Source organism: Vibrio zhugei (assembly GCF_003716875.1).
Lineage (GTDB): Bacteria > Pseudomonadota > Gammaproteobacteria > Enterobacterales > Vibrionaceae > Vibrio > Vibrio zhugei.
This window is the reverse complement of record NZ_CP033077.1, coordinates 389495-415574: the sequence shown is the minus strand read 5'-3', so window position 1 is coordinate 415574 and position 26080 is coordinate 389495. Positions and strand designations below refer to the sequence as shown.

At 46.9% G+C, this 26080-nt stretch carries 22 protein-coding genes; 13 read left to right on the top strand and 9 right to left on the bottom strand.

What is annotated here, in order from left to right:
- Window positions 1-270: 270 nt before the first annotated feature.
- The 4 genes from EAE30_RS01975 to EAE30_RS01960 all read left to right on the top strand — a co-directional run bounded on the left by EAE30_RS01975 (window position 271) and on the right by EAE30_RS01960 (window position 2575).
- Entirely contained in the window at window positions 271-1344 is a 1074-nt protein-coding gene (locus EAE30_RS01975) for a DKNYY domain-containing protein (RefSeq protein WP_123014427.1), read from the top strand.
- 146 nt (window positions 1345-1490) lie between these two features.
- Window positions 1491-1934 carry a YeeE/YedE family protein gene (locus EAE30_RS01970; protein ID WP_390258188.1) on the top strand — a complete coding sequence of 148 codons (444 nt, stop codon included), beginning with the start codon at window positions 1491-1493 and terminating at the stop codon, window positions 1932-1934.
- Entirely contained in the window at window positions 1931-2362 is a 432-nt protein-coding gene (locus tag EAE30_RS01965) for a YeeE/YedE family protein (protein WP_123014425.1), read from the top strand. The genes EAE30_RS01970 and EAE30_RS01965 overlap by 4 nt, the downstream gene beginning before the upstream one ends.
- A gap of 24 nt (window positions 2363-2386) precedes the next feature.
- A complete protein-coding gene (locus EAE30_RS01960) occupies window positions 2387-2575 on the top strand; it encodes a CPXCG motif-containing cysteine-rich protein (protein WP_123014424.1) in 189 nt (62 codons plus the stop codon).
- Window positions 2576-3205: 630 nt separating this feature from the next.
- Here the strand turns inward: EAE30_RS01960 and EAE30_RS01955 are convergent.
- The 3 genes from EAE30_RS01955 to EAE30_RS01945 all read right to left on the bottom strand — a co-directional run bounded on the left by EAE30_RS01955 (window position 3206) and on the right by EAE30_RS01945 (window position 8452).
- Complete coding sequence (locus tag EAE30_RS01955) at window positions 3206-4318, bottom strand: hypothetical protein (RefSeq protein WP_123014423.1); 1113 nt, start codon at window positions 4316-4318, stop codon at window positions 3206-3208.
- Between the two features lie 207 nt (window positions 4319-4525).
- On the bottom strand, window positions 4526-4990 hold the full coding sequence (locus EAE30_RS01950) for a hypothetical protein (RefSeq protein WP_123014422.1): 465 nt from the start codon (window positions 4988-4990) through the stop codon (window positions 4526-4528).
- A 159-nt stretch (window positions 4991-5149) separates the two neighbouring features.
- Complete coding sequence (locus tag EAE30_RS01945) at window positions 5150-8452, bottom strand: S41 family peptidase (protein WP_164711769.1); 3303 nt, start codon at window positions 8450-8452, stop codon at window positions 5150-5152.
- A gap of 526 nt (window positions 8453-8978) precedes the next feature.
- On the opposite strand from EAE30_RS01945, the gene EAE30_RS01940 reads away from it, so the two are divergent.
- From EAE30_RS01940 to EAE30_RS01930, 3 genes are read left to right on the top strand one after another with little or no spacing between them, the layout of a single operon-like run.
- Window positions 8979-9194, top strand: coding sequence for a DUF4177 domain-containing protein (locus EAE30_RS01940; RefSeq protein WP_123014420.1), 216 nt, complete (start codon window positions 8979-8981; stop codon window positions 9192-9194).
- A gap of 1 nt (window position 9195) precedes the next feature.
- On the top strand, window positions 9196-9420 hold the full coding sequence (gene yidD, locus EAE30_RS01935; protein ID WP_123014419.1) for a membrane protein insertion efficiency factor YidD: 225 nt from the start codon (window positions 9196-9198) through the stop codon (window positions 9418-9420).
- Window positions 9420-9812, top strand: a complete 393-nt coding sequence (locus tag EAE30_RS01930) for a hypothetical protein (RefSeq protein ID WP_123014418.1) — start codon at window positions 9420-9422, stop codon at window positions 9810-9812. Before yidD ends, EAE30_RS01930 begins: the two co-directional genes overlap by 1 nt.
- A 247-nt stretch (window positions 9813-10059) precedes the next feature.
- On the opposite strand, the gene EAE30_RS01925 is transcribed toward EAE30_RS01930, so the two are convergent.
- Together EAE30_RS01925 and EAE30_RS01920 are read right to left on the bottom strand one after the other, a co-directional pair.
- Window positions 10060-10935: a MalM family protein gene (locus tag EAE30_RS01925; protein WP_123014417.1), complete on the bottom strand. Its 876-nt coding sequence runs from the start codon at window positions 10933-10935 to the stop codon at window positions 10060-10062.
- A gap of 69 nt (window positions 10936-11004) precedes the next feature.
- Window positions 11005-12246 carry a carbohydrate porin gene (locus tag EAE30_RS01920; RefSeq protein ID WP_123014416.1) on the bottom strand — a complete coding sequence of 414 codons (1242 nt, stop codon included), beginning with the start codon at window positions 12244-12246 and terminating at the stop codon, window positions 11005-11007.
- 361 nt (window positions 12247-12607) lie between these two features.
- On the opposite strand from EAE30_RS01920, the gene EAE30_RS01915 reads away from it, so the two are divergent.
- The 5 genes from EAE30_RS01915 (at window position 12608) to EAE30_RS01895 (ending at window position 17858) form a co-directional block, all read left to right on the top strand.
- Window positions 12608-13072, top strand: a complete 465-nt coding sequence (locus EAE30_RS01915; RefSeq protein WP_123014415.1) for a hypothetical protein — start codon at window positions 12608-12610, stop codon at window positions 13070-13072.
- Window positions 13073-13278: 206 nt separating this feature from the next.
- On the top strand, window positions 13279-16119 hold the full coding sequence (acnA, locus tag EAE30_RS01910) for an aconitate hydratase AcnA (RefSeq protein WP_123014414.1): 2841 nt from the start codon (window positions 13279-13281) through the stop codon (window positions 16117-16119).
- Between the two features lie 192 nt (window positions 16120-16311).
- Entirely contained in the window at window positions 16312-16671 is a 360-nt protein-coding gene (locus EAE30_RS01905) for a MerR family transcriptional regulator (RefSeq protein WP_241967589.1), read from the top strand.
- Window positions 16672-16715: 44 nt separating this feature from the next.
- Window positions 16716-17288 carry an NAD(P)H-dependent oxidoreductase gene (locus tag EAE30_RS01900; protein ID WP_123014413.1) on the top strand — a complete coding sequence of 191 codons (573 nt, stop codon included), beginning with the start codon at window positions 16716-16718 and terminating at the stop codon, window positions 17286-17288.
- 156 nt (window positions 17289-17444) lie between these two features.
- The gene (locus EAE30_RS01895; RefSeq protein WP_123014412.1) at window positions 17445-17858 is read left to right on the top strand and encodes an ACT domain-containing protein; all 414 of its coding nucleotides are present in this window, start codon (window positions 17445-17447) and stop codon (window positions 17856-17858) included.
- A gap of 69 nt (window positions 17859-17927) precedes the next feature.
- Here EAE30_RS01895 and uxaC read toward each other — a convergent pair whose 3' ends face one another.
- From uxaC to EAE30_RS01880, 3 genes are read right to left on the bottom strand one after another with little or no spacing between them, the layout of a single operon-like run.
- Window positions 17928-19340 (bottom strand): glucuronate isomerase, encoded by a 1413-nt coding sequence (gene uxaC / locus EAE30_RS01890; RefSeq protein ID WP_123014411.1) that lies wholly within the window; start codon window positions 19338-19340, stop codon window positions 17928-17930.
- A complete protein-coding gene (locus EAE30_RS01885; RefSeq protein ID WP_123014410.1) occupies window positions 19337-20812 on the bottom strand; it encodes a mannitol dehydrogenase family protein in 1476 nt (491 codons plus the stop codon). The genes uxaC and EAE30_RS01885 overlap by 4 nt, the downstream gene beginning before the upstream one ends.
- A complete protein-coding gene (locus EAE30_RS01880; protein ID WP_390258190.1) occupies window positions 20809-22845 on the bottom strand; it encodes a glycoside hydrolase family 31 protein in 2037 nt (678 codons plus the stop codon). Before EAE30_RS01880 ends, EAE30_RS01885 begins: the two co-directional genes overlap by 4 nt.
- Before the next feature lie 66 nt (window positions 22846-22911).
- Here EAE30_RS01880 and EAE30_RS01875 point away from each other — a divergent pair.
- A protein-coding gene (locus tag EAE30_RS01875; RefSeq protein WP_479685937.1) for an IS3 family transposase occupies window positions 22912-24446 on the top strand; the annotation gives its coding sequence in 2 pieces (ribosomal slippage) (window positions 22912-23374 and window positions 23374-24446; 1536 coding nt in all).
- Window positions 24447-24593: 147 nt separating this feature from the next.
- Here the strand turns inward: EAE30_RS01875 and EAE30_RS01870 are convergent.
- Window positions 24594-26030: an MFS transporter gene (locus EAE30_RS01870; RefSeq protein WP_123014407.1), complete on the bottom strand. Its 1437-nt coding sequence runs from the start codon at window positions 26028-26030 to the stop codon at window positions 24594-24596.
- Window positions 26031-26080: the final 50 nt, after the last annotated feature.

Here is a 26080-nt window from a genome sequence, read left to right as displayed (position 1 = left end):
TATTTTGTCTATTGAATTGCTTATGAGTGCGCAGCCTGACAGTGACCACGAATTGGGATTGTTCATGAGCCGCGATTGCGACACCTTGTAACTGACTCCCTGTTTTATCATTTACTAGGGGAGATAACATGCCAAGAGCAACGCTATAGCCAGTACCTTTGCATGAGTTTAACCACTATTGCAGCAAGAAACGTATTATAATTTGAAACGACAGCCGTAAGGTCCTGCATAACTTTGAGCGATCGAGGGATCGCACTCACAAGGAATACCATGAAACTTGCTATTAATATTATCGTCACGTTCGCACTTTGCTGGTGGCCCCTTATTTTAATGATGTCGCCGATGATGTTTGATGCGCCAGATTCCGAAAACGACAAAAGTATTGTGATCGGTGGATTATTGTTTATGAGTTACCCGGTCATACTGTTCCTGTTATTAGGACTATTCGGGGCCGAGTTCTATGGTATCAACAGCTGGCGATTGGCCATCATCAGTGCGGTGATTCTTGCGCTGATATTTACCGTGTTTGGTTATGCATCGATGGTCAGTAATGTAATGCGAGGCATCCCTAACTCAGGCTACGGCGTGGTCGATGGTCAGGTGTACTATAATGCTCGCCCGATAAAGCAGGCCGATGCTGCCAGCTTTCATGCTTTTCAACGCGAAGAATTCGGTTACCTTCACAGCGCGCAATCGTACGCCAAAGATCATCAGCATTTGTATTATCAAGGCAACGTGGTGGCGAATGTGGATATCACGAACGTAGAAGGCAAAGTGCTCGGCTCTAACCTGTATTGGTTAACGGATCATACGGTCATTTATCAAGGTACCGTCATCAATGGGGCCGATCCTCAGTCATTTCAGCCGTTTAAACAGTATACCAGTTGGGCGTCATCTGGGACGGGTGATGACAAGCACATTTTCTACCAGCATCAGAGGCTCGAACAGGCAGACGCGGCGACGTTTGAAATTCTCGATCATTCTTATGCCAAAGATCGTCAGCACATTTATTATGGCCTTACGCCCATTCTTGAAGAGGCGGATCCGATCCATTTTATGTTGCTCGATGAGTATGTTGCCCGTGATGAGGATGCGGTGTACTTTCTTAATGGTACAGACAGTCATCGTATTGCACTCGCAACGCCGCAAGAATTTACCGCGTTAGGCCGCAATTATTACAAGAGTCAAGACCGCATCTTTTACATTGAAGCCTATCAAGCGGTGCACGTATTAGAAGGGGTTGATGCGCAAACATTCGAAGTCACCGATTATGACAGTGAGACAGGTTCGGATGCGCGTGATGCCCAGCATTGGTATCTTTCTGGTGAACGGATTGCGAGATAGCGTACAGGCAGGGTGGGCGTCTGAACACCAATCGTGAACCAGACCGTGATGATGCGATATTGACTAGCTATCAATACAATTAAATGCTAATTAAGCTTTCACTTAATTAATGTGGGCGGTATGATTTCTTTCTTATTTGTGAAGGGATTAAGGAGTATGTAATGACGATACCTTGGTATTCGCTTGGTGGTGGCGTGTTATTGGGGATGTCCGCCGTATTATTACTGTTATTTAACGGTAAGGTCGCCGGGATCAGCGGAATCGTGACACGTGCTATTTCGACAACGAAAGGGGATGTGCTCTGGCGTTATCTCTTTTTGTTTGGTCTTATCGCGGGTGGTTGGCTCGCGGCGCAAAGTGCTTGGGCTGAAATGCCGACGGCCTTTACTGGTCACTCAGGGTGGTACTACGCCGTCGCTGGTCTGCTGGTGGGAGTCGGAACACGCTTAGGTAATGGTTGTACCAGCGGGCATGGTATTTGTGGGATGGGGCGTTTTTCACCTCGCTCAATCGTCGCCACACTGATTTTTATGCTGGTTGCTGCAGTGACCGTATTTTGCACCGTTCATGTATTAGGGAGTGGACAATGAATAAGCTAGCTTTTGCATTGGTGGCGTTGATTTCTGGTTTATTGTTTGGTGTGGGTATGGCCATTTCAGGTATGGCAAACCCGCAAATTGTACTCGGTTTTTTAGATGTATTTGGTGATTGGGATCCACGCTTAATTTTTGTGATGGGCGGTGCACTTGCGGTTTTCATCCCCGGTTATCGCTGGTTAATTCTCCCTAGAACCACCCCAGTCAATAGTGACGAATTCTGTTTATCGACCAATACACACATTGATCGAACGCTTATCAGCGGTGCGGTGATTTTTGGCCTTGGCTGGGGATTAGCGGGGATTTGTCCGGGACCGGCTATGGCCAGTTTAACGATGGGCAATCCAGATGTATGGATATTTGTGATTGCGATGGTGTCTGGTTTAACCTTGACTCATCGACGGCTTACCCGTTATCAATAAATACGAAGCCAGTAGGAGCGCACTGTGTATCAATTAACCGAAACCACCATCCATTGCCCGTATTGTGGCGAGCCTATCGATGTATTATTGGATCCTGCCGATATTGACCAGCAATATATCGAAGACTGCCAAGTATGTTGTAAGCCCATTAACTTTTTTGTCTTTGATGAGGGCAATGAGGAATTATCGGTGACGGTTTCCAGTGATGACTAGTGATAACGCTCATAAGTAAACGGTCATTCCTTGGCATAGATGCGGTTTCTATGCGCTATTTTAAAACCCTCACATGGTGGATAAATGAGCAAGACACCATTGGAAGTTTGCGATAGCGTCATTGCAGCCCGTCAGGGTTTTATTAACAATGTTAGTGGTTTATCGTTCGAATAGTTTGAGAGAGCCCCGTTTTTTCAAAGGCCATAGTAATGGTCGTTTACTGCTAAATAAGCGTATTGCTAAAGTGAAATCGCGAGGGCTTCTGTCTCTTACTCTCCATGCCTCATAGATGGTGATGGTCGCAAAGCGTGGTCTTGAACTTATCGCGGCGATAACGGGTTTATACTTCGTCTCATTAGCTAGCCAGCGATTAAGTGGAGTTGTCAGAGTATGGTAGTGTTACACACTGCTTAACTACTCTGGTTATCCAAGTTTTTTGACTTATATACTCACACCGAAAGTCGTTCTGTGCTTTGTCGCGTTTGTTGCTTAATTTCATTGAGAGTGAGTATAACAATTTAAGAAACCTCGCAACTTAACAAAACAAAGAACGTTTGGAGCGGCAGCATTCAATCAAGCGCACTGGTTAAAGAGGTGTGCTGATGCGCGCTTCTTAGGAGCCTACTTATGTCATTTGCCTTCCAGCATGTCAGTTATCGTTTCGTAGAGCTCATTGACTTCCCATGCTTTCAACTGCGCTAAAACATTGACAGCGTAATTATCCAGATGGAATTGAAAGAAGGTCGAATAATTAGGGAAGTTTTCCAATTCTCCGTCCTGATTTTGCGTGAGATCTTTGATTAAATCAGGATCTGTAATTTGATTTTGCCAACTAGCGACGGGCGTGTTGTATACCCATATGACTTCAACGTTTCTGCCAGCTGTTATGGCGGCGACGGGGTTCGTTACTGTCGTAAGCTGTTGTTTAGCCCAAGCGATGTTATGACCTAATTGGTTGTCTTTACTTGAATGCTTGGCGAGTTGTGAGAGTAAATCAGCAAATTCACCTTGTTCATCGGAAAAGAGTTGCGCATAACTCATCGGCTCACTAGGAGACATGCCATTGTAGCTGGGATACCGTCCTTTCAGTTCGCTATAGCCCTTATATCCGAATAAACGAGAGAGCTGATCATCGGCAATGACGGTATTGTTCTCAGCCAATGAAAGGGGCATTTCACAGTTAATGAAGGCTACGGCCTTGATATCACCAGTTGTTTGCGCCAGTAGGCCAAGCAAGCCAGTATTTTCAAAGGTTCCACCATCACTGAATCCATAATTTTGACTTTTTTCGTTTGAGCCAACCGCAGTCAATGGCCAGTACAAATATTGTGGCACTAGTGCTGCGTAGCCTTGGTCATTAAGGTTTTTTCTCAATTGAATGAGTTTGTTTTGTACTTTGGGAATGTTGTGGCGATGACGTAACGCGTACTTTCTAACTAAGCGATCTTCATCTTGAGGTTGCAAGAAGTCTTGCTCGGCACTGTCTAGAAAATCCAACACGATTTTTTGCAGATCATAAGCATAAAACGCACTTGAGCATGCTGCCGTATCACATAGTGAATAGCGGCGAGTGATATCCACCGTGGCAGTCTGTTTTGTGCCTTCTATCAACGTGCTAGCGAACCCAAAACTTTCACAGGCTCCACCGCCTATGATGCTACCGTCTGGGCTTTGACCAGCAATACCCGTATTGACGGGTGTTGCTTGTACCGGTATTTGTGGTGCCTTGTCGATACTTTGCATCAGATTGTAGTTCGCGATATGTATTGGTCGACCTTGGCGAGGGTAATAAAAGTCGCTGCACTTCAGCGTTGGATTTTGGGGCGTTATGTGTTTCTCTACATAATCAGCGGATACACTGTAGAATTTATCGGGTAAGTTGGTGCCCGTTTCATAGTTAAGCGACGACAGTTTAAACGGAGCAAGAATAAAATGACTGATGATCTCTGTTCACAACTGAGATAAAGGCAAATCGTGCTCGGCGGCATCTTCAATCCATAGTTTTATAAACCTGTAGATTTTGAGCTTACTGAAATTATCCGGAGCAGTGCCCAAGCAGGTTTTCGCCATATGATTCATGTTTGCAGCATGATCATCGCTTTTAGTCCCTTTATATAGCTCTTCTGGGGACTGTGGTGACACTAATATATCCGCATCGCTCAGCGGCTTCTCGGGTAAGTACACATACGGAAGAGAGCCCCATGTCCCGCCAGAGACTGATGAAATAAAATCAGCTCGCTCCATCAGACTTTGGTTGTTATTGGCTGGGTCGCGCAGTGTATTCAGGGCGGATATCTGTCCCAGTGTACATGACATGGATCGTGTTCCACCACCAGAGAAACAAATCCCAAAAACTGGATCGGCGTTGTCATGCATGCTGTCTAAATCCGGGTATAGCTTTACGGTATAAGTCATGATTGCTTCCTTGCATTATATAGTGGGTTGTTTATTTATTGGACAATCTCCATCGGCGACATAAGTATAGGGTAAAATTCGCCCATAATAATTTACTTAGATGGGCTGTAATAAAAGAGCCTTGTGCAAGACAAGGCTCCTTTTTTAACCATTTCAATACTATGAACGGTGATGGTGATCTAAGGGAAGAATCGGGTCCGTTTTTGCTTTATTTTGCAAATAGTGGATGGCTTTTTCTAATTGTGCATCCTGTCCCATAAACGTGGCATAAGGAAGATTACTCACTTTTATGGTCGGTGATACTCCTTTTTGTTCTACCAATTGTTTTCCGGTCGCGACGGAATAGGTCGGGATATCGGCGACACGAATACTGCCCCCGTCGGTTAGTCTATTGGCATCATCAAGCCATACACCGGCACCAAAGGTTCTACGGCCAATGACTGGACCAAGGTTTAACGCTTTGAAGCCAGCTGTAAACGTTTCGCCGTCAGAATAGGTGAGCTGATTGGCAAGGACGGTTACATGGCCGCGAAATGCTTGTTGCATGCCACTTTCTGGTGAACCATGGCGTGGTTTCCAATACATCCAAGCTTTTCTAAGCAGTGCATTGAGGATCCACGGATCGATATTACCGCCGTAATTATTCCGAACATCAATAATGAGTCCCTCTTTATCGAGATCCGCGTAAAACTCTCGTGCAAAGACTTCATAGTCCTCAGTCCCCATGGCTTGTAGGTACACATACCCGATCTTGTTGTCGCTTAACTTCGCGACTTTTCTACGATTTTGTTCCGCCCAATCTTGGGTATTGAGTTGCCGACATTGCGACGTACTGGTTGGTGTCACTATGGTTGAATGCTCTTTCTCCCCACGTCGTAACGTCAATAAGACTTTTTGTCCTGCCTGGTTATTCAGTGCTTGATTGACATCCTTTAGGCTATGGATAGCATCATGATTAATCGCAACCACCGTATCGCCATCTTTCGCATCGACGCCGGGTTTATTTAGTGGGCTGGCGAAATCTGGCACTTCGGGATCCGAGCGATAGATATGACCGAGTTCGATGCCATCTTGAGTGTGTTTGAGAGTTGCACCAAGGCATGAAGGGGTCGCGGTATCTTTGGGCTCCAACGCCGGAAGATCAGATCCAAATATCAGTTGTGAATGCATGGTATTGAGTCCACCGACCATCTGTGCAAGTAAGATGCCTAACTCATAACGGTCGGACACGCGTGAGATATATGGGGTCATCGTCGTTTTGACTTGCTCCCAATCCACGCCTTTCATTGTTGGGTCATAAAACATATCACGGTGCATTAACCAAGCATTGTGAAGCATTTGTCGCCATTCATCGCGAGGGTTAATTTGCATCACCCAGTGTTTGGTGTCGACTTTAAATTCACTCATGTCTTTTGGCAGTGACAGTTTTGCTGGCGTGATGAAGTACTCTTCACCGGATTGAATAAGCAGATGGCGATGATCGTCGGAAATATCAAACCCTTGAATATCAGCAACCAAAGGCTTAATTTTCGCTTTTTTATGCGTATATTTTAGGCTGATTAAGCGCCTTTCCCCTTCATTATTCCACTCTTCAAGGATGAGGCCGTTTTTGATGCTGATGACTTTGGAATACTGCCCTGCAGCAACGGGCACTTGCCAAAGTCTATCCTTGAGGCCATTCCAGACGATATGAGTGGCAGGTGCTGCTTGAGGTTTCGTGGCCGTCTCATTATCAGAATGCGTTTTGTTGGATTTTTTCGGTTTCTCTTGCCCTTTTTTGGCTAACTGTAATTCGTCTATCGGTTCAAATGGGAAGAGTGAATTGGGTTCTAACGCCAACGCAAATATTTCCGATTGGTTTTCCATGCTGGGGGATGGAGAGCGAGGGTCCCAAGGAGAATTCGAGGTGACTTTCAATGCACGGTCGGATAAGAAATACAACCAGTGCCCATCCTGACTAAAGCTCGGTGAATAAGAATCATAACGAGGAGACATGAGTCGTTGATGCTTATCCGTTGTGACATCGTATAAGATGACGGTTGCGTGGCGGTCGGTATCAAGTTGCGTTGCGATAGCGACATAACGGCTATCATTCGACCATGTGTACTCGCCAAAAGATTGTCTATTGGGACCGTGTTTAAGCAGTACTTTCATTTTGCCTGTTTTGACATTAACGAGCCAGAGTTGACCTTTAACATCATCAGTTAATAAGTATTTGCCATCTGGAGACTCATCTAAACTCCAGCGAATCGAGTGCCCTTGATGGGTGATTTGTTTCATCGTATCGCTACCGTCTGCTGAGAAGCGCCAAATTTGTTCTTCTCCAGAGGCATCACATAACGCGTAAACCCATTGTTTGTTTTTACTTAAAATCGCATTTTTGATGCGACTGTGTGGGGGCGTGGTGATTTTGACCAGTCGAGTGCCATCACTTGCCGCAATCACCACTTTACCTCTTGCCGTAATGACGGCTTTTTCACCCTCATGAGAAAGACGGGCACTACTGATGTAGTCGGTTGGATTTTTTATCCACCGTTCTTGTACGTAAGGTTTATCCGAGATTAAATGGATAGGCAGTGTGCGGGTTTTTGGGGATGAGCTTGCCGTATCATTGATCGTATAGATAACAATATCCGCCCCTAATTGAAAGGCGATTTTGCCATCACTTAATGTGGGTGAATAGACGGGCCATTGCTTATAAAAAGTCAGCTGTTTGGGATGACGGCCATCGGTGTCCATCGACCAAAGGTTTTTATTCCCGCTTTTATCCGACACATAATAAATTTTATCATGGTAATACATAGGGTGACTTGATGAGCCACTGTCAGCATGGGTTAACAACGACGCTTCATGATGGCTACCCATCTTATATTTCCATATTCTTCCTTGCCCGCCACCATGATAAGCATGAACATTATCACCACTGGTCGAGAGTCCGAAACGTTTAAAATACAATTCTCCGTTTTTCTCATCAAGACTCGCTGAATTGGCGCCATATAAGGGAATATCTTGGCTGATACCAGTATCAAGGTTGAGGGTTTTGAGGTGATAGGAACCGCCAGGCCCAGAGGTATTGCGAGTTGAGTAAATGAGATGATTGTTCTGGGTCCACTGCATGAGTGAGACCGAGCTATTTTCAAACGTGACTTGCTTAGGTACGCCCCCATTGATTGGCATGATATAGGCTTCAGACGCGCCTTTAGTATAATTGGCGACAAAAGCGATTTGTTGACCATCGGGAGAAATAATCGTGCCGACTTCATGACCGACTCGCGAGGTTAGGCGTTCAGCGTTTTTTTCATTGAGTTTCATCCGCCATAGGTCGCCTTCTGAGGAGAAAACTAACTGATTGCCATGTAATGCGGGGGAATAGTAGTAACCTTGGTGTTCTTGATTAACAGAAGCTTGAGAAAAGCCACTCAAACTTGATAACAGTGCGCAATAGAGCAAATTCCTTTTCATGTTTGTGTCCATATTTGTGAATGAGTCATTGAGAGATAACTAAAGTGATGCATACAAAATTCACTACCGTGTCAATCATCTCTATTTGAACGTCTGAACGAAGCGGTAAGACCAAGCCAATAGACAACATATTGTACTTGCGAGCCATTCTTGTTCGGTTCTAGAGTCGTAGCATCATACTGAAAATTGTATAAAAATCAGATGAAAAAGGCTTGGTTTATATCACTTTTATGTAGGTTAAAGTCTGTTGGAAGTGATGTTTTTTAGATCTTAATAGGTAATTATGGTGCCAAACCACAAGAACGGTCTGTGGTCATTCATCAATGGCGTTGGGTGATACGCACAGAGAATGCATAAAACTCGGCAATGCACTTAGAGGACGACAGTGATTGTCTGTATTGCTCAAGCGACTGGTTTGAACTTGATGGCTCAATACCACCGTATTTGTGACAGTTGTTATTCATCTTGATGCATTGGTTTGGCCATTGTAATATCAAGTTTTTATTCCTATGAGTGGTAGATCATCATGACAAAATTTACAGAATATAAAGTGGTGCCGATTGTGGAAGGCGGATGCGGAACGATTTTATTAGGGGCGAGTGGTCTGCCGCTCCAAAAGATGGAAGCTGAGCTTAACAGATACGCACAAGATGGCTGGCAGGTTGTCTTTCAGGTCGTTGAGAAAAAACGCTTTATGCTGTTTTGGGTTCGAGAAGCGGTGATTGTGACGCTGGGCCGTTAACGTGTTGAAGTTCTTATCTTTGGCGCTGATCCATCGCTATCAAGTGCGCGGTGGTTCAAAAAAACTGCTCAATATTGACTGTAATTTTGAGCCTACTTGCTCGGAATACACCAAACAATGCATTGTCAAATACGGGGCAATAAAAGGCTGGAAATTGGGGTTGGCAAGAATCAAACGCTGTAATCAACCTGACCTCATTGAAAAAATACACGATGAGGTACCCTAATGCGTTTATTGGAACCCATTGAACAGTTAGAAAACAAGGAAGAACACTTGAGAAAACAGGTGAATGCGTTGCATGAGAATCAAAAAAGAGAATTCTACCATCGCCAGTCAAAACAGCTTAAAGATCCTGATACCTATGCAGCGTTGAATTGGTTTTTTCTCGGGGGATTTCATCACTGTTACTTGGGCAAATATGGGTTATTTGCATTGGAGCTCACTCTGCTCACCATCAGTATTGTGGGCTTTATTCTCGGCCATTCCGGCGCACTGTTTATCGTGGTATTCCTCATCATTTATGAATTACCGCAACTGTTTTTTTCGCAGAAAATAGCCAGGCAGTACAATTACCAGTTATCGTGTGACATTTTTGAAGATATCACACACCGTCATTAACCACCGCTGCGTGTTAGACCGTTCCAATGTTTACTCTGCGCGCGACACTCCCTAATCATCAATGATAGGTGTTAAACCACTTGATGTGAGAAGGCCGCTATGCCGCTTAGTTTGACGTTAAAGGCTGGTTGAGCCTCGTTCGCCTTGTCACTGAATGAAAAGCAGCGCAACGGGCCAACCGACTCAAATGCCGGTTGACGACCCGTTGCTATTGTCCAATGGCGTACTGCGCGTTTTTTTGGGGGCGCTATTTTGCCAATTGTTTAACTAAATAATCTTTTGCTTGAGTAAAGCCTTGCTGCGCCGCTTGGTTGGCAATCTTGGCCGCTTGTTTGAAGTCTTGCGCTTTGAGCGCTGAATCGATTTGAGATTGATAAAGTTCCCATTGGTCTTGCGCTTGCGGAGAGGCGGCGCGTGTTGTTTCTGTTACGCTGCCTTCGCCAGTTTGAGCGCTCAATTCATTGAGTAGTGTCAATATCGCATTGTTATGTAAAGCGCTAGCGGTGATATCGATCACGCCAAACGGTTGGAACTTCGCGGTCAGCGGCAGCTGTTTATTTCCGATGACATGCTGCGACTCTGCGTAAACTTTTTCTTGAGGCGTGCGGCTTAGCTCAGTGCCCAACTGGGTCGGGTCGGCCGTAATAATAAGATATTTCGCACCATTAAGCTGTGGGTTGATAGTCATGACGTTTTCAATACGCTCATGGCCGCGCATCCCCGTTGTATGATAGGTAAAATCGTCGGCGGAGTATTCGGAAAGAGGTTGCCAATGCTGATCGTAAACGAGCACATTCACCGCAAATAATGCATCGTTATTAACGTAAGAGCGAACCAATAGTGAGATAGGATCTTTAGAGGTGATTTGGTAGCTCATGACGGGGAGCGGTTGGGCGGCTCCTTTATAAGATGGAAATAACACGGCGCTGCTTAAACTCGGTAAGCTTGCATCCATTACCATTTGCTGGTGGAAGGGCAGTGATAGGGATGTGAGTGGCAATGCGTTTAATGTCACGCAGCAGGATGGCTCTTGAAAATCGGTGTTGAAGGTGTGCTCAGGCACGCTACTGCATGCGCCCAAAAACAGTGTGACGGTGAGTGTTGCTAGCAATTTTAGTTTCATCTGCGTAATCCTTGATGGGGTGAACAGACGATTCACCCCATGGTATTTAAAAAGAGTGCTCAGTGTGGGTTACCACCAGGTTTCGACATTAAAGCCAAAGGTCACTTCATCGACGTTTTTCGTGCTCATGCCTTGTGCGTGACCGTAGACTTCGCCGCCACGGCTCCACTCATCGCTTTTCTCTGAGTAAGTGACGAACACACGCAGTGAGGGACGCGCCCAGACTCCTTTGCCTGCTTGGAACATTTGTGCCATGGTCACTTTAAACATGTCGTTGGTGCCCGCTCCATTTTGAGCTTCAACCGATTCATAGCCGACTTCAAGTGCCGTCGCGATGAATTCCGTCCAGCTGTATTGAGGACGAGCGCCAACGCTAAACCATTTTTCACCTTCATTATTATCAAGGTGATTGTCTTGGTAAGCGATGGAATACATCACTTGAAAATCGTCACTCACGTTCAGATCGCCCGAGTTGAAAATACGCCAACTGTTGCCATCGTGCTCAACTCCAGTACTGTAATTACGATTCGAGCCACCTTCGGCACTCATCAAACCACCAGCAAGCGCGTCGGTACCATATTGGAAAGCGAAAGTGTTTGAACCGTAGTCCCACGCTTGACGATAAAGGGCAGAGAACATCGCGCCAGAAGTGGTGATGTTATTGTCCTCATAACTGGAGTTTTGAGTGAACACATAGTTTAAACCCAGCGTCAGGTCGGCGCGCTCGCTCAGTTTGATGTCGCTTAAACGAGCGTCGATATTATGGAGACTGCGTCCATCGGCGCTTGAATCGGGGGCCATCCACGCGATATGGCCTTTGGCAAAACCCAGATCCCAGTTTTCAATACCAATACCGGTACTTGAGGTATCCCAGTATTTAATATCGATCATGTGGACTTCATGACGGCGGTAAAAACGCTTACCCGCCCAGACGGTAGCGTCCTCTTGGCCTGCAAAGAGCCCATGACCTGCTGACCACATTTGGATTAAGCTGACATCCCCCCAGCTTTCACCGCTGCCAAGGTAAAGAGTGGTGTCAAAATAGGCGTCGTTTTGTTGCCAAACATCGGCTTTGACGCCCGCTTCCCACCAATTCATTTCGTTACCCAACCGGTAGTTACCGTAACCTTGGCCGGCACGAATGACATCATTGCGTTCGCCTTTTCCATCATTATGTTCATCGTTATCAGTGTAGATATTGCCCCATTTGGCATAGCCAAAGTAAGTCACGTTATCTACCGCTGCAGTCGCAGCAAGTGGTGTCAGGGCGAGGGTTAATCCCAGTGCACTGATCAGCGTCTTTTGTTTCATGAAAGAGTCTCCATTCTATTTTATGGATTTATTGTTATTGGTCTGAGTCGCCACTCGCTGCGCAGTGTAAATAATAGTGGAAACGTTTTCATGATGAGGTTGGCATTTTTGTCGTCACTCATGATTTTATGTGATTTTATGTGGAATTCATCACTAAAATTATGCGTTTTAGGTGGTTGTTTGCTGATTTGTTACTGAATGTAAATGGTAACGTTTACCTTTATAGGCGGGAGGATAAGACTTGCGGTTCATTTGCATTTAACGCTTGGCTTTTTTTGAGGGGGGAGTAAATTGAGTATTTATGGTGTTATTTCAATAGGTTCGTTTGGCTGGCACACACCGTAGCAGGAGGTATCGTTTTATGAGAGATAGCAATAAGCGGATGGTCTGGATTGAGTCTAATGCACTCCATACTCGCAAAAGTCCGTTGCCCATCGCCGTGTCTAGAATTGAAAATATACGAGTCAAAGAGTACAACATAACGGAAACCTTTAAGCGCTCAGCGCTGATTGCCCTAGTATTCAGCTTTCCTTTCATCGGTATAGTGTTAAGTGTTTCTCACTATCTTTTAACGTTAATGCTCAGTGGTTCTTTTATTGCGCCCGTGTTAAGCGTTCCTTTTTTATTTTTTAAGCTAATTTTAATCGCTTTGATTTTTGCATTGATATTTGGTGTGGCTTACCTAAGGACAAAAAAATATGAATTGCTAGTGACACTGTTTAATAACTCAGATATCGGCAGTGTAGAGTCTGGAGTCTGTCTTTCTAACGACCGTGACGAATTCGATGATGTGGTGACTCAGATAAAAGCGCGACAGAATTCTTAGAGAAAAGGGGGATTCTACGACAATCAGCATGACTGATTTTCATCAGCAACTGTTGATATCTCGCGCTCTATCACGCTTTAAATAAGGATATTCGCGTTAGAATGGTTCAATAAAAACGGGATTCATCCTCTTTTTAGTCTCCCGTTCTTTGCATAGGCGTCCTATGGTCTATGTTTAGATTCAATAACATTGATAAGGAAGTGACCATGAGTGACATTTTTAATGTGAAAAATACGATCTCAATCGATGGCAAGGAGCATACTTACTACAGTTTGCCAAAACTGACCGATACCTATAACAACATCAGTAGCTTGCCATATTGCATGAAAATCGTCTTAGAAAACCTATTGCGTAACGAAGACGGTGGTCAGTCTGTGGGCAAAAACCACATTGAAGCGGTCGCCAATTGGGATGCAGGTGCCGAAGCGTCACAAGAGATCGCATTTATGCCAGCGCGTGTCGTGCTGCAAGATTTTACTGGGGTGCCATCGGTGGTGGATCTGGCCGCGATGCGTGATGCCGTGGTCGCGCTTGGTGGTAAAGCGGAGCAAATCAATCCATTTATCCCGAGTGAGTTGGTTGTCGACCACTCGGTACAAGTCGATGCTTATGGCCGCGGCGATTCGCTCGACTTAAATGAAAAAATCGAATTTAAGCGTAACCAAGAGCGTTATGAGTTTTTGCATTGGGGTCGGCATGCCTTTGAAAACTTCGTTGTTGTGCCACCTGCGACGGGGATTGTGCATCAGGTCAATCTGGAATATCTCGCACGCGTAGTCATGGCAACCGAGGTCGATGGCCAGTTGACGGCTTACCCTGATACGGTGTTTGGTACTGACAGTCATACAACAATGATCAATGGTATTGGCGTGCTTGGCTGGGGGGTTGGTGGTATCGAAGCTGAAGCCGCAATGCTCGGTCAACCGTCTTCCATGCTCATTCCACAAGTCGTTGGGTTTGAGTTGACCGGTGAGTTGACAGAAGGCGTGACCGCGACCGATTTGGTATTGCGTGTGGTTGAAATGCTACGTGCGCACGGTGTGGTTGGAAAATTCGTTGAGTTCTACGGTGAAGGCTTGCACAGCATGCCGCTGGCCGATCGCGCCACCATTGCCAATATGGCACCAGAATATGGCGCGACTTGTGGCATTTTCCCAATTGATCAAATGGCGATTGATTATCTGCGCCTGTCCGGTCGTGACGAAGCCCAAATTGAGCTGGTTGAACAATACGCCAAAGCACAAGGTTTGTGGCATGATGCCGACACGCCTGCGGCAACTTATTCTAGTAAACTTGAGCTGAATTTATCGTCGGTACAACCCGCACTCGCTGGGCCTAACTTACCACAGCAACGCATCAATCTCGCAGATATGCATGAGAAGTTCAGCGAAACCGTGGCGAAGATGGCCAAAAACCGCGACGCTGAGAGTGATGCCAAGGGGCGTTTTGACCAAGAAGGCGGTGAGAAAGAGCAGGCCAGTCAATTAGCGGCTCAACCCAAAATAGATGTCGATACTCAAACAGAACACAGTAAAACCCATCAACCGGTAAATACGGTGTTCTCTAGCGTCAATATTGATAACAAAGCGCATAAATTACGTGATGGCTCCGTGGTCATTGCGGCGATCACCTCTTGTACCAATACCTCCAACCCTGCGGTGATGATTGGGGCTGGGCTGGTGGCCAAAAAAGCGGCGGCAAAAGGTCTCAAAGCCAAACCATGGGTGAAAACCTCTCTCGCGCCTGGGTCTAAAGTGGTCACAGATTATCTCGAAAAAACGCACCTGATGGAGGAGCTGGAAAAAACCGGTTTTTATTTGGTTGGTTACGGCTGTACCACGTGTATTGGTAACTCAGGGCCACTGCCTGATGCAATTGAAAAAGGCATAGAAGAAAACGACTTAGTGGCGGCGGCGGTGTTATCCGGGAACCGTAATTTTGAAGGACGCATTCATTCACACGTCAAAGCCAGCTATTTGGCGTCACCCCCGCTGGTCGTCGCCTATGCGTTAGCAGGGACGGTGGATATCGACCTGACCACCCATCCTATTGGCGAAGATCAAAACGGGGAGGATGTGTACCTGAAAGATATCTGGCCAACGTCGGATGAAATCAATGAGCTAATCGCCAACAACATCGACGCCGATATGTTCCGTAAGAACTACGGCGAAGTGTTCGCAGGGAGCCAAGCCTGGAATGACATTAGCTCAGCGGACAGTCAGCTCTATCCGTGGAGCGAGGAATCGACCTACATTAAAAACCCACCGTTCTTTGATGGTATGTCCATCGAGCCAGAAGGGATCCCTGATATTGAAGGTGCGCGCATCTTAGGCTTGTTCGGCGACTCTATTACTACCGATCACATCTCGCCTGCGGGTAACATCGCTCCTGATTCCCCCGCGGGTCAGTATTTACAAGAACGGGGTGTGAAGAAAGCGGACTTTAATAGCTATGGTTCGCGCCGTGGTAACGATGCCGTCATGACTCGTGGCACCTTTGCCAATATCCGTATCAAAAATACCATGATGGGCGGTAAAGAAGGGGGTTATACCTATTACTTCAAAGGTGACAACGCCAAGATAGAAGATGGCGAAGCGATGCCAATCTACGATGCGGCGATGAAATACAAAGCAGACGAACGTCCTCTAGTGATCCTTGGCGGTGCTGAGTATGGCTCAGGGTCTAGCCGCGACTGGGCGGCGAAAGGGACCAGCTTGCTGGGCGTAAAAGCGGTACTGACCAGCTCGTTTGAGCGTATTCACCGCTCGAACCTTGTGGGGATGGGCGTGTTGCCGTTGACCTTTAAAAACGGTGAAAACGCCGCGAGTTACCAGCTTGATGGCTCAGAAGTGCTTAGCATTACCGGGCTTGATAATGGTGAAAGTCAGACCGCAACCGTCACGGCCACACGTGCTGATGGTTCCTCTGAAGTCTTTGAGGTGAATGTGATGCTACAGACGCCAAAAGAGCGCGAGTATGTGCGTCATGGTGGCGTATTGCATTATGTGCTACGTCAATTGGCACGCGAGCATCAAGGCGCCGCGTAAAGCCGTCAATGATCTTACTATGCGTAAAGCCCAATCCCAGTAAAGGGTTGGGCTTTTTTGTTATCATGAGTGTTCTGTTGTCGTGCTCCGAGAAATTCAGACAGTGATAGCAAGAAACGAGAGGATGTCGTGGCCCATGACTGGGATCCATTCGATGTTGGGGTGGTTAGGCCCCGGAATATTGGAGGTAGTGTGTTTATTAAGGAAGCATCAGAGCGTTCAGGTGCGACTCAAAGGGCAATTAGATTGTATGAATCTTTGGGATTGCTGACTGTTGCCCGTTCAGGAAAGTATCGAGTGTATACCCCCACAAATATTCAGTTGATTAAAGTAATCAAAGAAGCACAGACGCTGGGGATACGCCTTTCTGAATTGGTTGCTCTTAAAGGCAGCCAAGAGGACTTTGATTGGCAGAGCGTGTTAGATTTTCTAAAAGACAAGCAACATGAGGTTGAAGGCCAGATTAACCAGTTGGAAAGACAAAAAGAGCGCATTGAGCAATATCGAGAATCGATAGATTTGTGCCTTCGCGGGGTTGACTCTGACCTATAGGTCAGACTGTAGACTGTCTTTTTTTCAGCGTGGACAGTCATCAAATGAAGAAAGTATTAGTGATTAACGCCAATCCCAAGAAGAACAGTTTTTGTGGGGCTTTATCGGGTTATTATGTACAGGCGGCGATTGATAAGCATGAAGTAAAACAAATTCACCTCAGCGACATGCATTTCGAAACCAGCTTAGATGCGGGTTACGAGACTGAAACCGCCTTGGAGCCCGACTTAGTGCGGTTTCAAGAACTCATCACATGGTCTGAACATATCGTGATTATCACGCCTGTCTGGTGGGGCTCGGTTCCTGCAAAATTTAAAGGGTTAGTAGACCGAGTATTTTTGCCGAATTTTGCATTTCGCTACGTTAAGGGGAAAGCGATGCCTGACAAGTTGTTAGTCGGGCGCAGTGCCGAGATCATTGTGACGTTAGATACACCGCCACTGTGGTATAAGTACATTCAAGGCAATATTATTTATAAACAATTAAAAATCGCCATACTCGACTTTGCTGGGATTAAAAATCGCAAGACCACCTATTTGGGACCGATTATCGGCTCAACAGTTCAAAAAAGAAAGGAATGGCTCGATAAAGTCTCAGCACTCGCCAAGCAGATTTGAGTGTTGACGGGACACATTGAATGAACGGATATCGCGAGTTCGAGAATCGCGCCGCATAACTGGCGTTATTGGTGCTCACTGCTGGATGTGTGAGTTTCAGGTAATATTCGCCACGAGATATGGTATTCACGAGAAATTATTAAGGAAAGGAATATAGTGTCAGGAATCACAGAGTTAGATGAATTATTGCGTTCCATGCGGCCCAAGCTGATTGAAGGGGAGTTCGTATTTTGTACGGTGTCAGGCCATATTGCGGATTATGTTGAGTTAGCCCCATTAGCCCCATTAGCGCTATTTAGGGAGTCTGAAGGTCTTACGCTCGTCCTTGATAAGTCAGTTGCGGAATCTGCAGGATTATCGTTTGAAGGCGTGTACCGTCAAATTACGCTGACGGTACATTCTAGTTTGGAAGCGGTCGGTTTGACGGCCGCTGTCGCCAAGCAATTAGCGTCACAAGGGATTAGCACCAATGTGATTGCGGCGTATTACCATGATCATATTTTTGTGCCAGCAAACAAAGCATCTGCGGCGTTGTCAGCGCTGGAGGCGTTTCATAGCGATGAATGCTAGGCAATCAGGCCTTTTTTGAACATCGCGCCTTATTCACTCCCCCGAGCGGTAAAACTCGGGGGAAGCTCGTTAAGATGTGATGTCGAAGTAGTGTTTGGCGTTGTGATAACAGATGTTTTGCAGCATGGTGCCAATGTAATTGATGTCATTGGGCAGTTCGCCCGCTTCTATCCATTGGCCGAGTAAGTTGGCAAGGATCCGCCGGAAATATTCGTGGCGCGTGTACGATAAAAAGCTACGCGAGTCAGTCAGCATGCCCACAAATTGACTCAGTAATCCGAGTTGAGACAGTTGTGTTAGCTGACGTTGCATGCCATCTTTTTGATCATTGAACCACCACCCCGAGCCAAATTGAATTTTACCGGCGATACCGCCGCCCTGAAAGTTACCTGCCATGGTCGCAATGACTTCGTTATCTCTGGGGTTTAAACAATAGAGTATGGTTTTGGGTAATTCGTTGGTTTTATCCATGTCATTGAGTAGGCGCGAGAGCGGATAAGCGATTAAGCGATCGCCAATGGAATCATAGCCACTGTCAGGGCCGAGCTTTTCAAACATGCGGGTATTATTATTGCGTATTGCGCCAATATGCATTTGCATGACCCAGTGGCGTTTGGCGTATTGTTTACCGAGCCAAACTTGTACTGCGGTGCTAAATTGGGCGATTTCTTGTTCACTCAATGGCTGTTCATTACGGCGTTTTTCCATAATGGTAGTCAACGTCGCCTCGCTGGGGATCTCATGATAACGCACGATTTCAATCCCATGGTCAGCCGCGACACAGCCGTGTTCGGCGAAGTGATCCAAGCGTATTTCCAGTGCTTGCAGTAGCGTCGGAAAGTTATGGATGGCCATGTCTGTGGTATGACTTAATGCGATGAGGTAATCGTTAAAGCCCGGTTGTTCAATTTTAAACACCTTATCAGGCCGCCAACTGGGTTTGACGTCAATCTTAAAGGTGGGATCGCTGGCAATCGCGGCATGGTGAGCGAGTGAGTCGATAGGATCGTCCGTGGTTCCCACCATGGTCACGTTCATTTGCTGCATAATGCCACGGGCAGAAAACTCAGGCTGAGAGAGCTGTTCTTGAGTCTGGTGCCAGATTTTATCCGCAGAGTCGGGGGTGAGCAGGGTATCGGTGATCCCAAACGGACGCTTGAGTTCCAGTGCTGTCCAGTGAAACAGAGGATTACCCATGGTGAGTGGAACCGTTTTTGCCCACGCATCGAACTTCTCTCGTTCAGAGGCGTGACCCGTAATCCGCGCTTCATCAATGCCGGCAGTGCGCATGGCGCGCCATTTATAGTGATCACCCGCAAGCCAAATTTGGGTTAGGTTATCAAATTGTCTGTCATGATGAATGTCGGCCGGCGGCAAATGGCAGTGATAATCGTAAATGGGTTGCTGGGCGGCAAAGTCATGAAAGAGACGCTTGCCCGTTTCGTTATGCAACATAAAATCGTCAGTTAAAAAGGGAATCATAGAGCCTCCGCAAGGTGTGCAATGGTCTGTTTCGCGCCATGGTCGATTAAGGATTGATAGGCTTGACTGACCGCGTCCAGAACGCTTGGGTGATGTCCGATGTCGCGCGGGAATATCGCGTCTAGAGCCAAGACATGAGGAATTACATCAACGCCCGTACCGTATTGTTGATAGATCTGATTGAGGCGGTCTTTTAAGGGATCGACGACGTCAATGGTGTTGCCACGGTCATCGGTCGCGGTGGTATAACGAATCCAAGCCGCGATGCCTGTTGCCAGCAGACGGATGTCGTTATGCTGGTCCAAGTGATAGCGCAGACTGTTGACCAAGCGATAGGCGATTTTTTGGCTACCATCCATGGCAATTTGCTGGGTACGATGATAAATACTGCGATTGCAGAATCGCTCAAGCAGTTGCTCGGCGTACGCGTTGAGGTCTAGCTCTGCCGTGACCGTCAGTGTCGGTGCTTGTACGTTCAGCATCAGCGCTTGTACACATCGGTAGATATCGGGGTTGTCCATGCAATCGGCAATGTATTGGTAACCCGCGAGCACACCCAGGTAGGCGAGAAAGGAATGACTGCCATTGAGCATGCGCAGTTTCATGGCTTCATAAACCGTGACATCGTCAACAAATTGCGCGCCGACCTTATCCCAGTCAGGACGTCCTTGCACAAAGTCATCTTCAATCACCCATTGCTTAAACGATTCGCAAGCAATGGCACACGGGTCATAGACACCGATCGCGCGTTCGACGAGGTGCAAACTGTCTTGGGTGGCCGCTGGAACAATGCGGTCAACCATGGTGCAGGGAAAGCTGGCATGTTGCTCAATCCACTGCGCCAGTTGGGGATCGATGGCCTTGGCGTACTGAAGAACGGCATGACGTAACACGTGTCCGTTTCCTTGAATGTTGTCGCAAGAGAGAACCGTGTAAGCCTCTAGACCTAATTGGCGCCGGTGAGCCAGTCCTTCGACGATGTAACCTATCGCTGAATCAGGGTCGTGCGGTGACTGTAAATCGTGCGCAATGGCGGCATTGGCGAGATCCAATTCACCGGAGGCGGCATCAATGCAGTAGCCTTTTTCAGTAATGGTCAGAGATACGATGCGCGTATCAACGTTGGCTAATTGCTCAATAATCGCCTGTGTTCCATCGCGCTTTTTACTCACTGACTTGACGATGGTTCCCACACACTGGGCGCTTTGTTGCTGATTATACTGCTCGAGCACTGTGTACAATTCATCTTGATTGGCGAGATCACTAAACAAAGGGTCGCCACTGAATAAAGACACTTCACAGATCCCCCAGTCACAGGAGGTTTGCTCAGCCAATAAGTGGGTGTACAACGCTTGATGAGCACGATGAAAGGCGCCGCAGCCAATGTGGACAATGTGAGGCTTCAACTTAGAACGATCGTAGCGAGGCCGTTGAACGAGCGGGTTGAGTGAGGTATTGGCAATGGTATTCATAGGTCATCTCGTAGTGGGTAGCGTAGGGATTGGCTGTAGTCGGTTTGTTGATTAACGACGAGGTAGCGCTGTTCCTGTTTGGCGAGCCGGATATTAAGGCAGTGATAGCTCGGTTGATAGGTTCCCTCAGTATGAAGCGTCACGTCGATCCGATCGGCGAACGATTGCACGGTAATATGCACTGTCAGGTGATGCCCATCGAGATAGCGAGTTGATTCGCCGTCGTCATCAAAAAGCGTGTCGCTAAAGCAATGTTGGCCTTTCGCCGGAAAGATCCACAGCGCGCGTTGATGATCCTTTTGGGTGTTCATCACGCTCGTATCCGGATTCATGGCGAGGATGGAGCCCGCTTTGACCAACAACGGCAGTTGTTCGAGTGGGGCAGGCACCGTGATGGTTTGCCCAGCGCTAAACCATTGATGGGTATAAAAGTCATACCAACCTAAGTGATTATTAGGTAGATACACCGTTCTTTCTCGCTGATCTGGGTGGACCACCGAGGCAACCAAGAGATTGGGGCCTAAAAGAAAATCATCGTTTTCTGCGAGTGTCTGCTCATCGTGTTCGTGGTCAAGAAACGTTGGGCGTAGCATTGGTTGATTGTCATGATGGGCTCTCCATAACAAGGTATAGAGATACGGCATCAGTTGGTAGCGCTGTTGTATGGTCGCGCGAATAATGTCGGTGACCTCAGGGTACATCCAAGGTTCATTGACGGTACCATCATCATTCCAAGAATGAATGGTGAAGCGTGGATGCATAATGCCATTTTGTACCCAGCGAACAAACAACTCAGGATCCGGTTTATCCCCTGAAAAGCCCCCCACATCGTGGCCGACATTGTATAAGCCGGATAAGCTCATGCCTAAGCCCATTTTGATGTTATAGCGCAAACTGTTCCAATTGGTGCGGTTATCGCCACTCCACGTCTGCACGTAGCGGTTCATTCCCGGACATCCAGAGCGCGAAATTAAATAAGGCCGTAGATGCGGGGCGAAATCGGTTTGCGCTTCATAAGAGGCTTTCATCATCAGCAAGGGTTGCAGAGGACGAATGAGGCGGATCGGTATGGTGTTGCCAAACCCATCGCAGCGGGCATCGCGATCCCAGATCTCGTATTCGTTATTGTCATTCCATGTGGAGTCGATACCGTTTTCCAATAACTGTGTTGTGACCTGATCTTTCCACCATTGAATGGTCTTGGGATTGGTAAAATCGAGATGCGATCCTTCATCATCCCAAAAAACCGACATCTCTGGTGTATCGGATTGGGAATCTTGAACGAATAATTGTTGGTTTTTGGCGTCTTGATATAACGGATGGTTATGCAGCAAACACGGTTTGATGTTCGCGGCGAGTTTCATATTGTGAGAATGAAAATACGCAGACATACCTTGTGGATCCGGTACTTTACTGGTGTTCCAATGAAAGACATAGCGCTTGTCTTCAATGGACGTATACCCCGAAGACAGTTGGAATGAATCACAAGGCAGCTGGTGGTCATGGCATTGTTCAACAAACCCCTCAAGCAGCTCTTGTGCATTGGGGGAATCGGTATAACGCATTGTAGAGCCGCTATAGCCCAAGCTCCATTTCGGGCCGAATAACGTGCCGCCAGTCATCGCTGTAAAGGCTTGTGTGACCTCTAAGAGACGAGGCCCGAGAATAAAGTAGAAATCTAGATCACCATCTTCTGCGCGATAACTGCGATACGGCGCATGGTAGTTGTCTAGCTCATTGCCTAAATCAAACCAGCATGAGGCGAGGTTGTCATAAAATAAGCCATAACTGATCCCAGTCTCCGTACGCGTGATATAAAACGGAATATGTTTGTAAAGCGGATCGGTGGTTTGCGCGTTATAGCCCATCGCATCGAGATTACGCATTTCAAAGCGGCGATTTTTTCGATTGAGCGAGCCGGTTTTTTCTCCCAAGCCGTAATAGTTTTCACCGGGATCACGATGCATAAAGTGGGCGATGTCTTCACGCTGTGGAGAAAGCTGATAGGCGCCGGTTTTACGATCCTGAGCGATCCCCCTCTGGCAGGATAGTTGTCACTGTTAAAATTTAACCAGTTAGGGGCGGTAACAGAGTAAATCATGTCTCGTTATCCGCAGGAAAGAAAAGACGCTATATTGAAAAAACTATTACCTCCATACTCTCGCTCAGTGGCGGAAGTCGCAAAAGAAGAAGGCATCAGTGAAGCAACCCTGTATAATTGGCGTAACGCATTAAGACAGTCAGGAGCCGTTGTGCCAGATAGTAATACTTCCTCCGATCAGTGGTCAGCGCAAACTAAGTTAGCTGTGGTTGCTGAAACCTTTTCCATGACAGAGCATGAGCTAAGTCAGTATTGTCGTGAAAAGGGGCTTTATCCTGAGCAGCTCAAAGAGTGGCGCAGCGAATGTATGCACGGCTTCATGACTCAAAAAGAACGAGAAGCGGAAGCCAAGAAACAGGCAAAAGCGGACAAACATGAAATAAAAGAGTTGAAGAAAGAACTCCGTTACAAAGAAAAAGCGCTGGCAGAAACCACCGCGCTTCTGGTGCTGAGAAAAAAGCTCAGAGCCTTTTACGGGGAAGAGCCCGAGGACGATTAACCTCAACCGATGAAAGGCAAAGCTTGGTTGCACTCATCCATGAGGCTCGCCAAAACGGCTGTCGATTAGAGAGTGCCTGTCATGAAGCTGAGATCGATTTACGGACTTACCGTCGCTGCTATCAGAGCGGTGAAATACAGGAAGATCAACGGCCGATAGCGACACGACCAGAGCCAGTAAACAAGCTCTCAAAGCAAGAAAGACAGTTGATCGTTGAAGTCAGTAACGCGCCTGAATACGCGAGTCTACCACCGAGTCAAATCGTCCCAACCTTACTGGATAAAGGTGAATATATCGCATCGGAATCGAGTTTTTATCGGGTTTTGAAAGCAGAAGGTCAACTTAACCGTCGAGGTCGCCAACGTAGTCGAAAAAAGTCATCGAGACCAACAAGTTACACCGCTACAGGGCCGAATCAGGTTTTCACTTGGGATATTACGTACATGCCGTCTGGGGTTCGTGGTCAGCATTATTATCTGTACATGATCGAAGATATTTATAGCCGAAAAATCGTTGGGTATGACGTCTATGACCGAGAGTGCGGAGAGTTGGCCGCTCAGTTACTGCAACGAACCTTGATGCGAGAGCAATGCTTCAATCAGTCTCTGGTTTTGCATTCAGATAATGGCGCTCCAATGAAATCATTGATGTTCAAAGCCAAGATGGAAGAGCTGGGCATTATCTCATCCTACAGTCGCCCACGAGTCAGCGATGACAATCCGTATGTGGAATCCTTATTCCGCACATTGAAATACGTGCCGAATTGGCCATCGAAAGGCTTTAGTGGTCTAGACATATGTCGAGCTTGGGTAGCAGACTTCGTTGTCTGGTATAACACAGAACACAAACATAGCCGCTTAAACTTTGTCACACCGTCAGAGCGCCATAGTGGAAAAGACAAACAGATCTTGGAGCATCGGGCAAAGGTGTTGATAGAACATCGTCAGAAAAGACCAGAACGCTGGTCAGGGAAAATTAGGAACTGTGAGCCGATCGGAGAGGTTCATCTGAACCCAGAAAAAAAAGCTGCTTGATAATTAAGCAAGTAGTGACAACTAGCTTGAAAAACGCCGCCAGTTAAGGTTCAAAAGGGGCAAACCCTCTAGCTTTTTTGGTGCCGTTGGCGTTGGACGTTATAACAGATGGAAAATTGTGGTGCCAACGTGGCACCACTTTGCATGTTAATTAGATTGTGCTTTGTGAAGGCGTGTCGCGGCAAAAATATGAATAATGAGCAACAGACCAATAAATCCTGTGATCACCAATAAACCGGCTTTGAGCGCGGCAAGATTATAGCTGTGGTCGTTGGCCAAATTTTGAATATAAAATGCGGCGCACAGCGCCGTACCTAGCGCAATGGAGGTTTGCTGAATGGTCGTCATGAAGGCGCTGCCGACACCAGCAAATTTCGCGGGCATATCTGATAAGCCAATCCGCAAGGAACTGTTGACGCCAAACGAATTACCGACACCAATGATTAACATAGGCGCAAGCATCGTCCACGGCGTTAAGCTATCACGATAGATCGACATCAATTCGTATAACATTATGTAACCAATCATATTGAAGAGGCAACCGCAGGCGATAATACCGGTAAAGCCGAACCGAGTCATACGTTTAGCGAGTTTGCCGACATACAAAGAGCCGGCAAAATAGGCGATACCTAAACCGATAAACGCATTGCCAGAATCGAATGACGAAAAATGAAAGCCAGATTGTAGCGTTAGGGCGACAACAAACATAAAGCCACCGTAAGAGGCGACTTGTAGCATTAAGCTCACACAGCCAAGCACAACTTTGGGGCGAGTAAAGAGCGACGGTGGCATCAATGGCGTATCACCTTGTGACTCTTTGCGTCCTTCAAGGTGCCACAGTGCGATCATCAAGGGGATACACACGGCAAGCATTGCCCAAATCACAGCGTTCCAATCATATAATGGCCCCGCGGAAATCGATGTCAGGAGTAAGGTGACGATAATGCCCAGTAATGTGGTTCCTAGCCAATCGATTCCAGGGCTTGACTCTTCTTTGGTTTCCGGTATCCAGCGCTGTCCGCTATATAAAATGAGGGCACAAATGGGGAGGTTAATATAGAACACGCTGCGCCAGCCCAGCCCTAAAATATCAGCCGATACCAGCCAACCTCCGAGAATTTGTCCGATAATGAATGACAACCCGCCGACCGAACCATAAATACCGATCGCTTTTGAGTGTCTCTCGCCATGTAACGTGACATGAATGGTGGCGAGAATCTGTGGCATGAGCAGTGCTGCGGAGATACCTTGCAGAATTCGCGCCCCAATTAAGGTATAGATATTGGGAGCTAAGCCGCAGAAAAACGAGGCGACAGCAAAACTGGCGATCCCCGATAGAAACAGTTTTTTCCTGCCATAGCGATCGCCAAGACGACCACTCATGGCTAAGCTCACGGCAAAGGCGAGTCCGTACAGGGAAACGATCAGTCCTAATTGCGTTTTATTGGCGTGTAAGGAGTCGCTAATGGCATCGAGAGCGACATTGACAATAGAGAAATCCATTTGTGGCATCAGTTGTCCTGCGACTAGGAGGATTAACCCTGCTGCAGTGAGATCCTTGGTGGTTCGAGTATTTTGAGTCATGACTTTACCAAATACAGTGAAACGTCTTCGTTACGCGAGAGTAGAGGTGG